The sequence below is a fragment of the Bifidobacterium sp. H6bp9 genome (assembly GCF_032193695.1).
In the GTDB taxonomy this organism is placed as follows: domain Bacteria; phylum Actinomycetota; class Actinomycetes; order Actinomycetales; family Bifidobacteriaceae; genus Bombiscardovia; species Bombiscardovia kimbladii.
In genome coordinates this window covers 471,837-487,056 of record NZ_JASTZY010000001.1, presented here as the reverse complement: position 1 = coordinate 487,056, position 15,220 = coordinate 471,837, and the positions used below count along the sequence as shown (strand labels likewise).

Here is a 15,220-nt window from a genome sequence, read left to right as displayed (position 1 = left end):
AATGATAATGAATGATATTGGAGCGACCGGCGGAGGTCGGCCGTCGTTCAATCTCTTGGAGCAGCCTTGGATCAGGGTTACATGCTTGGAAGGACGCGTCGGCCTGGTCTCCATGCGTGACCTTTTGGTTGATGCCCATCGAATCCGTGAGATTTCCAGTGACATGCCTCAGCAAACCTTACCTCTCCTGAGGACGGTCGAAGCCGTGCTCTACCAGGCATATGCCCAGCGGTATCAACCCTTGATCGGGGATGATAATCCGACGGCCTTGCTGCAACTGTGGTGGACGCTTTGGCAGACTGGGCAGTTCGACCCTCAAGTTATCGACGACTACTTTGAGCGCTATCACGACAGATTCGATTTGTTTGACTCTGAGCATCCCTTTTATCAAACGCCGGGATTGACCTACACGTCCGATGATAAAGAGTATGACAGCATTGGCGAACTTCAGGCCGACGTGCCAAAGCCCAAGAAGTTTCTCTTCACCATGCGCGCCAAGAACGACCTGGGCTCGCTTACCTTGCCTGAGGCAGCCCGATGGCTGGTCTTTCTTCAGGCCTATGACCCTGCAGGAATCAAATCGCCGGTGGACGGAGAGACCCATGTGCGGAACAATAAGGTTTATCCGCCCAAGTCCAAGGTGGGAACCGGCTGGTTGGGTGCTCTGGGCAACGTTTATTTGGAACAGGACAACTTGTTCTCCACCCTGATGCTCAACTGGTGCTTGATCAATCCTCGAGGCCGTGGGGGTGATGATATCTGGTTCGGCAAGCCTGGTGATTTGGCGCCCTGGGAGCGTGAGCCGGCCGGTCCTGACATGAATCCTGACTATCAGCCTACGGGCATTGTGGATATGCTCACTCTGCAATCACGCAGGGTGAGGCTGGTGCCCGATAGTTCTGGTTCCCGTGTGGTCGGTATCATCGTCTGCTACGGCGATGTCATCAGCGCTGACAACATGGACGCTTATGAACCCATGACGGCATGGCGTTACGGCAGCGAGAACCTACGAAAGAAACTGGGACTGCCGACGGCTCCTCGCATGCCAGTCACATTCACTTCCGACAAGGCCATCTGGCGGCAGCTGCAGCCTTTGATCAGTGCGGGAAGCAACGGTGCAGGTCAGACTGACGACACCCGTCCTGGTGTTATTCGGTGGGTTGAGACTCTACTGAATTGGAATCAGGATGAAGCCGGGTTCGGAAAAGTGATGCAGATGGCTCGCATCCATACCCAGAGCATGATCTATGGTCCGCAGAACAGCTTCTTTTCGGACGCTATTGATGATTCGCTCGACGCAAACCTTCAACTGCTTCATTTGGATGCCGCTGCCGTGGATGTGGTGGTTCAGGTTGTTGAGCGTACTGAGGATTCCGTCAAGGCATTGGACTCCATGGTTGCCCAATTAAACCAATCCGCAGGCGATAAAGCGCAGAAGGACCGCTTCTATGCTGCAGTAGCCCGCGTCAAGGAACGTGCATATGCTTCCCTGGATCAGCTATTCAGACAACGGATTGCGGAGTTCGGTCCTTCAGAAGATATCGAACGTTACCGGAATGACTGGTTCCAGGCCATTCATCGGGATCTGATCGGCATAGCTGGTGAGTACCGCGATCAGTCTCCGGCACCGTCTTTCCTGCCCAAGGCCAATGGCGCGCGATCTTCTGAGCAGATCTTCGATAGATTCCTGAGCCAATTGAATAAATATCTAGGTCCACTTCCCTCGCGTGAGGGCGAGACCGTGAATGAAAAGGAGGTTCAATGATGACTGCAGACACCATGGTAAACAATCATGTCTTGTCAGTCGACGACCGCAAACAGGCCGTCGGGCGGTATGCCAACTACCGGATCGGAAAACTGCAGTACGCCTATACGGTTCAGGCCAGCAGCGTGGCCAGGGCTCATCTGTCCCTGCTGCGCCAAGGCATTGACGACGGCAGAGTGCGATGGATGAATGTCGGGTTTGATCTATATGAGGATTGGCCACAGGATACCCTGGGAAACCCAGCCCTCGACAACGACTCCAATATTGTCACTGAAACGCGGGCAATTGCCACTGCCCTGCAGATGTATGCCCTTCATCAGCAATCGAAATCTCAGGGTATGGCCTGGATGCCTGATCATAAGGGCACAGGGAATGGCGCCGAGGCTAAGCAGCGGGCGCGATCCGAACGCTTCCGCTACAGTCTCGGCCACGCATGCCGCATGATTGACACCGACCAGGACGGTTCCAAGGCCACCCCGGTTCTTCGAAGGCTACAAATCATGGAGGATGCTCCTGATTTCGACGGCATCCGGCATCAGCTGTATTCGCTGATAAGGATGATGCGGGATCAGGATGTGAAGCTGGACTACCAGGCTTTCGCCCAGGATCTTTATCTGCTGCAGCTGCCTGGTCGGAGGGCCTCTGTCTTTCACCGTTGGGCTCGGCAGTATTACGCCGTGCGCAAGGCTACGGAGGCAAAAGAGGGCGAGGAAGGCCAATAAAACTGCTGAGGTGCAACAGAAGATTCGATGATGACAAATCTTTTCAAATGATTCGTCATTTGGCAAATACAACGATACAAGAACATCGATTTTTCACAAATGAATATTAAGGAGAATATGCCATGTTTATGGATATTTATGCAGTTCAGAACGTACCGCCGAGCAACATCAATCGTGACGAGACGGGCAATCCCAAGACCGCTCAGTATGGCGGTGTCTTGCGCTCGCGTGTCTCCAGCCAAGCCTGGAAGCGGGCCATGCGCGAGACCTTCAAGTCTTTGCTGGACAAGAAACAGCTGGGGGTGCGGACGAAGAATGCAGTCGAGCTGATCGTGAAGGCCATGGTTAATCAACGGCCTGAATCGGCGGACCGGGCTGAAAGCTACGCTTCCATGGTCTTGCAGGCCACCGGCGTTAAGGTCGTCGCTTCAACTCGTGCAGGAGCAGCCAGTGGCAAGCCGGTCACTCAATATCTGATCTTCATCGGCAACACCGAAATCGGCAAGCTGGCTACTATAGCGCTGGAATGGATGGATCAGGGAAAGGACCTGGCCAAGGCTCCGGATTCGGCTATGAAGAAGGAGGTGTCAGCGGTCTTCCACGGTGAGCAGGCCGTCGACATAGCCCTGTTCGGCCGTATGCTCGCTGATGCCCCTGACCTGAATACGGATGCCAGCGCTCAGGTGGCTCACGCTATCTCCGTGGATGCCATCAAGCCTGAGTACGACTATTTCACCGCCGCTGATGACTTTACAGAAGCGGACAACGCTGGTGCCGCTATGATTGACTCCGTCGGCTTCAACTCATCTACACTGTATCGCTACGCGACCGTAAACCTGGATGCCCTGCAGGAGCAGATCGGCAATGCGGAGGCTACTGCGAGAGTGGCTTCGGTCTTCGTAGAGGCTTTCATTCGATCCATGCCAACCGGCAAGCAGAATTCCTACGCCAACAGGACTCTGCCCGAGACCTGCATTGTGGCATTCCGTGACAGCCAGCCTATCAATGTTGTGGAAGCCTTCGAACGTCCAGTTGCGGCCGAGCATGACCAGCCGATCTCGCAAGTCGCTGGCCGCAGGCTGGTTGAGGAACTGCACAGGATTCAGGATGCCTATGATGAGCAGCCTGTGCGTGCTTGGGCGATCAGCACGGATTTGTCAGCGCAGGACTTAGCGCCGGTGGCTGAGTCCGTTGGTCTCAAGGATTTGACCAGCAAGGTGGATGCTGAGACTATGCGCGTGCTGGGTCAGCAGGAGTAACCATGAGCATACTGCTGTTGCGATTGTCGGGACCTTTGCAGTCCTGGGGGAGCTCCTCGCGTTTTACGATTCGAACCACGCAACGGGAGCCTACCAAGAGCGCGGTGATTGGTCTGCTTGCTTCGGCGCAAGGGCGCCAACGCGGTGACGACATTGAGGACCTGTTGCATCTAAGCTTCGGTGTCCGCATCGATCAACCGGGCATCTTGGTCAATGACATGCAAACAGAGCATGGTGCCAATGTCAAAGCCATGCCACTGACCACACGGTACTACCTATCCGATGCAAAATTCCTGGTGGCTTTAGGTGCTGATTCTGCGCTTCTGGAAGGTCTGGATCAGGCTCTGCGTCATCCCCGGTGGCCTTTATATTTGGGTCGCCGGGCTTGCCCGCCGGATTACCCGGTCACGCTTGGGTTGGTCCAGGAGGACTGTGTGGATCAGGCTTTGCGCACCCATCCTTGGATGGCTGCTTCTTGGTACAAGAGGCGCCATCAGGGCTGTCGACTGGAGGTGGTCTGTGATGCGGACTGCGTCCAGGGCGAAGACAGTGGGGTTGTCTCTTCCCAAGCAGATGTTCCGCTGAGTTTCGGCGCTGCTCGCAGTTATGCGGTCAGGACGGTTAGCCGATACAGAATTTCCAACCCGGATGGTCCCGGTCCTGACGAGCAGCGGACTAAAGCCGTTCCGGATCATGATCCAATGTCGTTCTTCTAGGAGGCAAGCATGTATATATCCAGAATGCCGCTGAATATTGCGCGGTATGCGGCCAAGCAGCTGATTGCCTCGCCTTACCGGCTTCATGCCGCCGTGGAGAAGTCCTTCCCCCCGGGTGCTGTACGAAGTGGCGATGGGGGACGCATCCTGTGGCGATTGGATTTCTCCCGTGATGGAGATTCGACCTGGCTCTATGTGGTGAGTCCCGAGCGTCCTGACTTCACCCATATCATTGAGCAGGCTGGTTGGCCGACCCATGTTGAGTGGGAGGTGAAGGACTACGAGCCTTTGATCACGCATATAGCCAAGGGACAGGAGTGGGCCTTCAGGCTCCGGGCCAATCCTGCCAGACAGGTCTATGTCGATAAGGGGCGGCGGTCCAATCATGCAGTAGTCGGCAAGGTGATGGGTCATGTCACTGCGGATTATCAGCTGTCTTGGCTGGAGAAGCACAGCGAACGCAACGGGTTTGTCCTCCTGGGCAGCTCGGATGAGAGCCATGGGCCGTCCTGCCTTGTTTCCCAGCGCCGCAAGGAGCAGTTCGACCATGGAGGCAGCAAAGTCACCTTGGTTACAGCCCAGTTTGATGGACAGCTCCGTGTTACCGATGCACAAGCTTTTCAACGTTGCCTACGGCAGGGCATCGGCAGGGCTAAGAGCTTCGGCTGTGGGTTGCTGACGGTGGCTCCGATCCGATGACTGGGGATCAGTCTAGGGGGTCTGCCGGAAGAACCGAGATTCCCGGCAGCCCCCCTCCTGAATTGGGTGATCTGGTGCGGGCCGAGGATAGGCTCTCGTTCGCTTATTTTGAGCACTGTGTTATCACTCGCGAGGACAATGCCATCGCGATTACCAGAGATACCGGGACTATACGGCTGCCTGCCGCCAATCTGGGTGTGCTCATGCTGGGTCCCGGCACCACCGTCAGTCATCAGGCCATGGTGGTTATCGGCGACAACGGTGCCAGCGTGGTATGGGTGGGGGAGCGCGGTGTGAGGATGTACGCGTTCGGCCGTCCTCTGACGCATTCGGCTGCCCTCCTACAAAGGCAGGCGGCTTTGGTCTCCAATACCCGTAAGCGTTTGGCTGTGGCGAGGGCCATGTATCAGATGCGCTTCCTTAACGAAGATGTCAGCTCTTGTACCATGCAGCAGCTGCGTGGGCGTGAAGGTGCTCGAGTTCGACAGGTTTACCGTCACTGGTCGGAACTGACCGGCGTAGCTTGGGATAGGCGAACCTATGATCATGAGGATTTCGATGCCGGTAACGAGATCAACAAGGCCCTGTCGGCTGCTCATACGTGCTTGTACGGAATCGCTCACTCGGTGATCGTGGCGCTTGGGTGTTCACCGGGCTTGGGATTCGTCCATGTCGGCCATGAGCGCTCCTTTGTCTATGACGTGGCTGATCTGTACAAGGCCGAGATATCGATTCCTGTAGCTTTTAAAACTGCTGCAAAGCAACCTGATGACATCGGGTCGGCTACCCGGCATGCCATGCGTGATGCTGTCTATGACCTCTCGCTCATGCGACGGATGGCTCGCGATATTCCACGGCTGCTTGGGGCACCTGTTTCTTCCTCTTCCGATGAAGATGGTGGGACCTTGGAGCTCTGGGATGAGAAGGTCGGTGGTGTCCCAGCCGGGAGATCCTATGCAGATGAAGAGGAGGAGATGAGCTGATGGTGGTCGTCGTTTTGACGGCATGCCCAGTGGGTCTGCGCGGGGATTTGACTCGATGGCTCCTGGAGATAGCCTCTGGAGTTTTCGTTGGCCACGTCACCGCTAGAGTCCGGGACCGGCTTTGGGAACGCATCACAGGGCAAATCCGAACCGGCAAGGCCATTATGGTCTATTCCGCCCGCAATGAGCAGCATCTGGCATTCAAGGTGCATCGCTCGGATTGGAACCCAGTTGACTGTGAAGGATTGGCTCTTATGGAGAAGCCTGCTGATGGTGGCGATGGCAGATCCGCAGGTGGTGGAAACCGATACCGTCGGACTGGTTGGAGCAATGCCAGCAAGTACAGACGTGCGGCAAGGTTCCGTCATTCGCGTTCCAGCTGAGCGCAACCGGACCTGTGTACTTTTCAAACGAGCTTTACCGATGAGTGCTGAGCACTGATTACTGGATGAGTGCATGGCTAAGGAGCTCAGTGTAGATGGTCTGAATTGCAGCGGCTGAGACGGGAATAGAGAGGGCTCGAAATACAAACTCATTAAAAAATAGAGATCTTGTCTATTATATTGTTGGGATTGCGAGGATTTCTAAGTGTGCTCCCCGCATCCGCGGGGATGATCCCCGGATACTTGCCTACCAGTATCTCGCTTTCAGGTGCTCCCCGCATCCGCGGGGATGATCCGGCTTGCTGAGGATGCTCCCGATGGTGTCCCAGGTGCTCCCCGCATCCGCGGGGATGATCCGTTCACCGACTGCCGAAACCCGATATTATGCTTGTGCTCCCCGCATCCGCGGGGATGATCCCGGGTCAGCACGCCGCTTCAGATTTACGGGACCGTGCTCCCCGCATCCGCGGGGATGATCCCACGGTGACACCAAGAGTGAGTATCCCATCAGCGTGCTCCCCGCATCCGCGGGGATGATCCGGCCATGGGCGAGGCATCCATCAGCGCCGAAGTGTGCTCCCCGCATCCGCGGGGATGATCCCGGCGATCTTTGGACATTTCCGGAGTTTCAGTAGTGCTCCCCGCATCCGCGGGGATGATCCCTCTCGACTAACACCAACGAGTTCCTAGAGGAGGTGCTCCCCGCATCCGCGGGGATGATCCCGGGTATGTGATCCACGACTACACGGAGCACAAGTGCTCCCCGCATCCGCGGGGATGATCCCGCAGCCTGCCCCGCCATCTGGGCTGCCCAAAAAGTGCTCCCCGCATCCGCGGGGATGATCCCACAACCCCTACTCCTCAAACGGATGCAGGGGTGTGCTCCCCGCATCCGCGGGGATGATCCTCGCTTTGCTCAAAATCGCCGGATGTCACACCGGTGCTCCCCGCATCCGCGGGGATGATCCGCAGATGATCAAAGACGAGCGGTTTTTCCCGTTGTGCTCCCCGCATCCGCGGGGATGATCCCGACCACGCACGCTCTAAGCTGATGGAATTACGGTGCTCCCCGCATCCGCGGGGATGATCCGGGCTGGCCCTCCGCAGCAGCCTGGACGACTACGTGCTCCCCGCATCCGCGGGGATGATCCCGCCTTTGGGCTGTTGATGGCGACATGATCATCGTGCTCCCCGCATCCGCGGGGATGATCCCGTCCAAACCCTAATGCGGATTTTCCCGAATTTGTGCTCCCCGCATCCGCGGGGATGATCCTTTTGTACTGACACGCTCGGCCGCTTGGTGGTGGTGCTCCCCGCATCCGCGGGGATGATCCTTCTATACGTCATGGAGACTAGCTGATGATGGCGTGCTCCCCGCATCCGCGGGGATGATCCTAGGCGCTATAAAGCCGCCAACAGCCGACCATAGTGCTCCCCGCATCCGCGGGGATGATCCTGCCATGTCATATGGATTAACAACACCAGCCAAGTGCTCCCCGCATCCGCGGGGATGATCCCACCATCGCCACCGGCGTGCAGATAAACGGACAGTGCTCCCCGCATCCGCGGGGATGATCCGTACTGCAGGGACTGGATGGGCCTGAAGATGGTGTGCTCCCCGCATCCGCGGGGATGATCCCCGGTAAGCCGAGCGAACTTTTCGATCTCCGCGGTGCTCCCCGCATCCGCGGGGATGATCCTGGACCACACCGTGTCGCCGGCCACCACGGTATGTGCTCCCCGCATCCGCGGGGATGATCCCGCTGTTTCGTTGTTGGCGCCGTATGTCGGATTGTGCTCCCCGCATCCGCGGGGATGATCCGAAGGCGAGGTTGGCCAGGCTGGACGCACCGCCGTGCTCCCCGCATCCGCGGGGATGATCCCGCCCACAGGCTCACCCGCTCCAGACTGTCCGCGTGCTCCCCGCATCCGCGGGGATGATCCTTGTCTGGGGTGTGACGGTGATCTCTGCTGCCTGTGCTCCCCGCATCCGCGGGGATGATCCCTTTGTGGACGACCCTGATAAGGCCACTCCGCGGTGCTCCCCGCATCCGCGGGGATGATCCTGCTCAGCACAGGCACATTCTCCCCAGCCGCCAGTGCTCCCCGCATCCGCGGGGATGATCCTGGGCCGACGACCTGGGCCGTCTGGACATGCAGGTGCTCCCCGCATCCGCGGGGATGATCCGCATGGTCAAAGGCGAGCGGTTCTTTCCGCTCTGTGCTCCCCGCATCCGCGGGGATGATCCTCAATGGTGTACTTGCGCCATACTGGCTCAGCCGTGCTCCCCGCATCCGCGGGGATGATCCCTCGTGCCTTGTATGGGCTGGGGGGTGGGTCTGGTGCTCCCCGCATCCGCGGGGATGATCCCTGGTGGCGAGTCTACGGCCTAGGCCTGCTGGGGTGCTCCCCGCATCCGCGGGGATGATCCATGAGCTACTACAACGGAACTCGCTGGGGCACAGTGCTCCCCGCATCCGCGGGGATGATCCCATTCAAGCCATCGTAGAATCGTGGGAAGATGAGTGCTCCCCGCATCCGCGGGGATGATCCGGGCGATGCGGGTTCCAATGCAAGCATCCGGATGTGCTCCCCGCATCCGCGGGGATGATCCTTGCTCGCCAAACTGGCATCCAGGATGGGCAGGGTGCTCCCCGCATCCGCGGGGATGATCCTTTTTGCCGATCACGTCAACGCTGAACGGCAACGTGCTCCCCGCATCCGCGGGGATGATCCTAGATACAACTACAAGAGTTAACAACCGCGAAAGTGCTCCCCGCATCCGCGGGGATGATCCCGGGACGGGGACCAAGATCTACGAGGAGATCAAGTGCTCCCCGCATCCGCGGGGATGATCCCACCATCCGCTCCCTGCAGGCACCCAACCAGGTGTGCTCCCCGCATCCGCGGGGATGATCCTGCGTCCTGTTCAAACCCGTGATCGCTGAGGAAGTGCTCCCCGCATCCGCGGGGATGATCCGCCTCCTGCACAAACCATATCAATGATATGGCCGTGCTCCCCGCATCCGCGGGGATGATCCTCCATCCTGTCGGTCAGGAAATCCTTCAAAGCGGTGCTCCCCGCATCCGCGGGGATGATCCCGCTTCCTGAGTCACATGGCCTGCTGCCTTGCCAGTATGTGCTCCCCGCATCCGCGGGGATGATCCTGGAACTCCACCTCCCTGTCCGTGGGCAGGTAGGTGCTCCCCGCATCCGCGGGGATGATCCGTCTATGGCCAGGAGGTTGGCCCACAATGATAAGTGCTCCCCGCATCCGCGGGGATGATCCCAGTGTTGGCGCGCTGATTGAAGGTGCGATACAGTGCTCCCCGCATCCGCGGGGATGATCCTTTGGGCTCAGAGATCTGGGGCGCGATCCGTGGGTGCTCCCCGCATCCGCGGGGATGATCCGTCGTCGTACTGCTCGTCCGGCAGGTAGGCCCAGTGCTCCCCGCATCCGCGGGGATGATCCGCGTGTACGGCATGATATCCGCTGTCGGCAGGAGTGCTCCCCGCATCCGCGGGGATGATCCAGTCATAATCCCTGGTTTCGGGCTTGCCGACGAGTGCTCCCCGCATCCGCGGGGATGGTCCCAAGCCGCAGACCTATGAGGCGAGAATCAAGGGGTGCTCCCCGCATCCGCGGGGATGATCCCGCTGATTGACCCAGACAAAGAGTGGGGCAATTGTGCTCCCCGCATCCGCGGGGATGATCCCTGGGGCCTCACCTTTCCCAGACTTTTGCCGAAGTGCTCCCCGCATCCGCGGGGATGATCCTTTTGTCCAGTCGGCTCCCAGCAGGACGGCCTTGTGCTCCCCGCATCCGCGGGGATGATCCCCTGACGCTGCCCTGGTCGGCTCTGCCCGCGGGGTGCTCCCCGCATCCGCGGGGATGATCCCATATCTCTGATAGGAGCGATAATGGCACAGTTGGTGCTCCCCGCATCCGCGGGGATGATCCCCGCCTCTCCTCAGCTATCTCCTCCAACGGGGTGTGCTCCCCGCATCCGCGGGGATGATCCCCCGCACAGCAAGAGCTAAGCAACAACATCATTGTGCTCCCCGCATCCGCGGGGATGATCCGTTACGACAAACAAAAGAGCAGAAAATGAGCAAGTGCTCCCCGCATCCGCGGGGATGATCCTGCCGGCAGGATCGTTCCCACCACCCAGTCCACGTGCTCCCCGCATCCGCGGGGATGATCCGGCTTCCCGGCTATTGGGTGCTTCCCGGCCAACGTGCTCCCCGCATCCGCGGGGATGATCCTTTCACACCGATGAAGACACCAGAGGGGTATGTGTGCTCCCCGCATCCGCGGGGATGATCCTTTGTGGGCTTCGTCCCTAAGACAGTGCCATAGGTGCCTTTTATCTGCAGGGATAACTTTAGTACGGAAATCCGACAATCACACTGATCTACAACGATGCCGTACCTTTCTGCATTAGAGACGAATTTAGCAAACATAGTATGGGAATGAGCTTAAACTGTAAAAAATGTGTTTTCATTCCGAAAGCACAATGTGCGGGGAGCTGTCCATTCTTATAGCTATATAGGACGTCCGTCTTTGTTGCTTCCCTGTCAGTGGCAGTGAATCTTGTGGACTCTTCGGGATCTCTTCCGGCTTCTGGGGATGTCGACAGCTGGGTTGTGGAATACAACGACGAACTTAGAACTCTCGGTTTCAGATGTCACTGATAGAGTAGCAATAATTGACCAAAACGGTCAGGAAAAGATACTGTGAAGCTTCCGAAAGAGAATTAGTGTCTATTGTTAGCGAAATAGCGGCCCGAGTTCTTTCCTCTATCCTTATTCCCATTGTCGCTGCCGTGGTCGTCACTAATCTTCCGTTGCTTCCGGGCAAACTCGTAGCATTCGGTTGCTGATTCTTTGAGCAAATACTTGCTCACGTCCATTATCGGTGTAAACACCGGCCAAAGAAGTGCCGTTTGCAACAGTGCATCCCACTTTAATTAGCTCACATGAGCAGATATCAAAGATATAGAGTATCTACGTTTTGACGCCATATAGTTGCATTGTTGTGCGAATCTGATATTTCTTTGTACTCGAAAGAGCAGAAGATGGAGAACAGGATCTCTTGCTACCGCACCAGAAACTATACCTTGCCAAGATTTAGAATGCTGGGCCCCCTGTCTTCAAAGACCCAAGCAATGTAGTACTGCGTCATGTCCGTGGAAGATAGGTGGAACGGATAGTAGTGGATATACCCGCCCCTACTGGACCGGTACTGCTTTGCATTTTTAGGCGGATGGCCATTGATTATTTCTGATATGTACTTCGTAAAGGCGAGGTACAAAGGCAGATCACTGCCCTTATACAAGTCTAACTGCGACTGTGCTTCTGGCTGTATATAATTAATCACTGTAACTCCTCTTCATCAATATCGATTGTGACGATGTGACAATTGTTCTTATGTATCTTGTTATTCTTTGTTATGATTTACTCCTATATAGCAAGGAGAAAATAATGAAAGTAGCAACCACTGCGCCGCGTTCGCCAGGGGAGTCAGCACTCATGTCCCCAGATTCCAGGGGGCGTATATCGCTTGGGAAAGACGCTGACGACCTCTACGCGGTGACCAGGACGACACAGGGCTACATCCTCGAGAAGTTAGACGTAGAGCCCGCCAAGACCTATCCTCTTTCGTCTGAGGAACTTGATGCTCTGGAACATAATAAAGAGTTCATAGCTAAGTTGGAAAACAGCTATAACCATATGATTGAAGAGCAAAAGGAAGACTAGGGGCTGACTGGGTTGATGCGTCGGTGTACCCCTGTTGGAGAAGAACCTCGAAGTTTCCTAAGCAATTTCGGAGGTAGTTGGAATCTTGATTTCATCCCTGAAATACTTCTAAGTTCCTTTCGGACCGCTGTGTACCAGGGGGCTCACGATTTAGGAGACGATGAGATGTGACGGACCTCTCGTCTGCCTAAATTCAACAGTACCTGTTGGATCTGTGCCCGATACTGGGTGTACATTCAGCTTTTCCGCCGGTATCCGCTGCATTCTTTCCCCTCCATTTCCATTGAGCACTTTTATTATACACCATTTTTTGAATTCAAAGTATTGGTCGTATTGCTCACTCATTCATGTGATATGAGTTCCGCTAGGATCGGAAAACAGAATAGTGTGCGTATGATGTGAAAGAAAGCCGGGCTTTCGATGTTTTCTCCATCGTCGGCAAGGAGCAGATGAGCATGAATAAAGGTTCCATAGATGTAGCTGCAGATTCGTGGCCGTCTGAGACGCGTTGACACAGTGGACTTAGCCATGGCCTATATGTTGTTGGCCGGTTTGTGCGAGTTTCAACACCAGTGGATCCGGTACGCTATGTGGCTTGACCTTGAGTGAACCAAACTGACCAACATTGTGGCCGTGAGGAAAGTGAGCTCCGGGCGTAGCACGCCGTAGTTGGTGCATGCGGATCAATGCTTGCCTCTGATATGAACTAAGCGTCCCTGACGTGCGAACGGCATTGAGCTCTTGTTTGTCTGTTCTTTGTTCGTGCCACGATATTCGAGGATGAGCGTAGGCGAGTCGAGATCGTTGCCAGCGAGAGGATACTCGGGCAGCCAGGACCTCAGCCATTGTGGTCGATTCAACAAAAGATATAATTAGAGTGCTGTCTGAAGGTTTTGATCCAGGTGACAGTGTCGCGGCTGGTAATTGGGAGCTTGGCGAGGTCATTGACCTTTTGGTTGAGGGGCGGTGTGCATGCCTAATCTCGGCAAGGAGTCCGGACAGATTGATGACATCGTTCATCGGTGGTATATCCATCCGATCTGACTCTGGGCTACCCGCATATGCGGAGACCACTTATCAAGCTCCGATATCGAACGTGTTTTGGTTATACTCTTTGTCTTCGTTGGATGATTTTATGGGCAATGTATTATAACAAATACGTGCTCCCCGCATCCGCGGGGATGATCCTGGAAAAGGAGCTTATTCACAAATTCGGAAATTATGTTCCCCGCATCCGCGGGGATAGTCCGGTGCAACCTTATAAAGGTACCGATAGAGGTTTCTGAATGATAGTCAACTTTTCATATCTATCGTATAGGTTTCTTACTATGAGTTTGATGTATTTGTTAGAAATTAGGCTTTTTACCTCACGTGTGTCATTTATGGAATGAATCTTCATAGTGACGGAGCGTTTACATGGTGTTTTCAAGTAAGTGAGAGGAATACTGCTTTATCTCATCTGCGCCACCTATCCGCTCGTATGAGTAGTATCTTGCCACGCTCCTAGTTTTTGCCTTCTTTGCTTTCCTGGAAAGTGATTGATGTTTTAAAGCTGTATTGAAAGTTGATCTTTAAAATCCCCTATATTCATATTTCTTGTGTAGTTTGAAAAGTAATTGCTTATAGGTCTTGTGTTTTTGCTTTCTCTACTATTGGAACTATTGATTGTAAGTTTTTTCTGGCAGATTGAGTTTTGCTTGTGATGGCGGCAAATAAATGATCGATAAAGGTCTCTTTTAAAGCTAAGTGTGGAGAATACAGATATTGAATATTTATGATTGAGAGTATGTTTGAGAAGCACTTATAGGAAGAATGCTTGAAAGCTACACCTTCCGGCGTCGTATCAAACTTTGAACGCTATCCATGGAGCAAGCATTATAACAATGAAGTCTTCGTACAGTAGTAGCAGGTTCTTAATGAGATTACTTTGTTAGAATCGAAATAATGGAAACACGTCGAACCACATCACTCATATCTAAAACAATTGCCAAATGTAGGGGTGAATCCGGAAATTCGCTGCGAAATGACTCTATTGATTGTATGTGCAGACAAACTTTGTTTGAGTAAAGCCAATCTAGTTATTTAATCTCTGCTTAATTTAAGTTGTCCGTATGTAGTCGCTGCATTCGTGGGCGCGGATGCGCCGCCCGGTATAAGCTTGTAGGCGATGTGTCCACGAGCAGCGGACTTGGAGGTGTGGTCGCCGATGGAGCAATTCGACGATGCGGATGGCGCGGAATCCGGCAGAAGCGATGCAAAGGATTCCGCAGTCGTGCAACCGCACCCGGATGAGGCGACCGCAGTGAACAAGGTTTCGGCTCATCCTGAGGCGACCATTCCGGACTCTGAATACTCTCTGGCTGAGATTGAGCAGCGCCGTGCTCGCCCGGTCCGCTGGGTGGTCTTCGCGCTGGCGATTCTCTTGGCCATCGTCATTCCTTATGGATATGGGCGCTCGCTGGCCATCAACCACACCCAGGGCGTGCTCCACTATGCTTCGGTCCTGGATCCGCGCGGCATAGCCTTGATCGCCTGGACGGTGACCGTGCTGACCTTTATGGGCATCGGCATGTCCATCATCGAGTCGTCCTCCTGGTTCTGGCGGGTGGTCTTCGTGCTGGGCTTGGCCGCCGAACAGCTAATCGCCGGCCTCTGCCTGCTCAAGATGAACTTTTGGTACAGCACCTTCGTCGTCTATCAGCATCAGGCCATCCTGGCCAACGCGGCCAACTTGGGCATCATCGCGGCCGGGTTGGGTGTGGCGGTCTTTGCCGTTATTTTTGTGGCCATCCTGGTCTGCGTGCGCAAGGATTCTCCCTGGAACACGCTGACTCACAGCTGGTCGGCCCTGTCCATGTTCTTCATCATCGAGCTGGCGGCCATCGCCATCGTCCTCTTCGGAGGCCTCATCACCGCGGCATGAATCATAGG

9 protein-coding genes and 1 CRISPR repeat array are annotated in these 15,220 nt (G+C 55.5%); all 9 genes read left to right on the top strand.

Features of this window, described 5'->3' with window-relative positions:
- Positions 1-7 precede the first annotated feature (7 nt).
- Complete coding sequence (gene casA, locus QRX40_RS02090; protein ID WP_313835947.1) at positions 8-1,765, top strand: type I-E CRISPR-associated protein Cse1/CasA; 1,758 nt, start codon at positions 8-10, stop codon at positions 1,763-1,765.
- Entirely contained in the window at positions 1,762-2,487 is a 726-nt protein-coding gene (gene casB, locus QRX40_RS02085) for a type I-E CRISPR-associated protein Cse2/CasB (RefSeq protein WP_313835946.1), read from the top strand. The genes casA and casB overlap by 4 nt, the downstream gene beginning before the upstream one ends.
- A gap of 122 nt (positions 2,488-2,609) precedes the next feature.
- A complete protein-coding gene (gene cas7e / locus QRX40_RS02080) occupies positions 2,610-3,746 on the top strand; it encodes a type I-E CRISPR-associated protein Cas7/Cse4/CasC (protein WP_313835945.1) in 1,137 nt (378 codons plus the stop codon).
- 2 nt (positions 3,747-3,748) lie between these two features.
- On the top strand, positions 3,749-4,462 hold the full coding sequence (gene cas5e, locus QRX40_RS02075; protein ID WP_313835943.1) for a type I-E CRISPR-associated protein Cas5/CasD: 714 nt from the start codon (positions 3,749-3,751) through the stop codon (positions 4,460-4,462).
- Positions 4,463-4,471: 9 nt separating this feature from the next.
- Complete coding sequence (cas6e, locus tag QRX40_RS02070) at positions 4,472-5,161, top strand: type I-E CRISPR-associated protein Cas6/Cse3/CasE (RefSeq protein ID WP_313835941.1); 690 nt, start codon at positions 4,472-4,474, stop codon at positions 5,159-5,161.
- Complete coding sequence (cas1e, locus tag QRX40_RS02065) at positions 5,158-6,144, top strand: type I-E CRISPR-associated endonuclease Cas1e (protein ID WP_313835940.1); 987 nt, start codon at positions 5,158-5,160, stop codon at positions 6,142-6,144. The genes cas6e and cas1e overlap by 4 nt, the downstream gene beginning before the upstream one ends.
- Positions 6,144-6,527 (top strand): type I-E CRISPR-associated endoribonuclease Cas2e, encoded by a 384-nt coding sequence (cas2e, locus tag QRX40_RS02060; protein ID WP_313835939.1) that lies wholly within the window; start codon positions 6,144-6,146, stop codon positions 6,525-6,527. The genes cas1e and cas2e overlap by 1 nt, the downstream gene beginning before the upstream one ends.
- A 207-nt stretch (positions 6,528-6,734) precedes the next feature.
- A CRISPR array of direct repeats spans positions 6,735-10,856; the repeat unit is 28 nt; unit sequence GTGCTCCCCGCATCCGCGGGGATGATCC.
- Between the two features lie 1,157 nt (positions 10,857-12,013).
- Positions 12,014-12,289, top strand: a complete 276-nt coding sequence (locus QRX40_RS02055; protein WP_313835938.1) for a hypothetical protein — start codon at positions 12,014-12,016, stop codon at positions 12,287-12,289.
- 2,206 nt (positions 12,290-14,495) lie between these two features.
- Positions 14,496-15,212, top strand: coding sequence for a hypothetical protein (locus QRX40_RS02050; protein ID WP_313835936.1), 717 nt, complete (start codon positions 14,496-14,498; stop codon positions 15,210-15,212).
- The last annotated feature ends 8 nt before the right edge of the window (positions 15,213-15,220 follow it).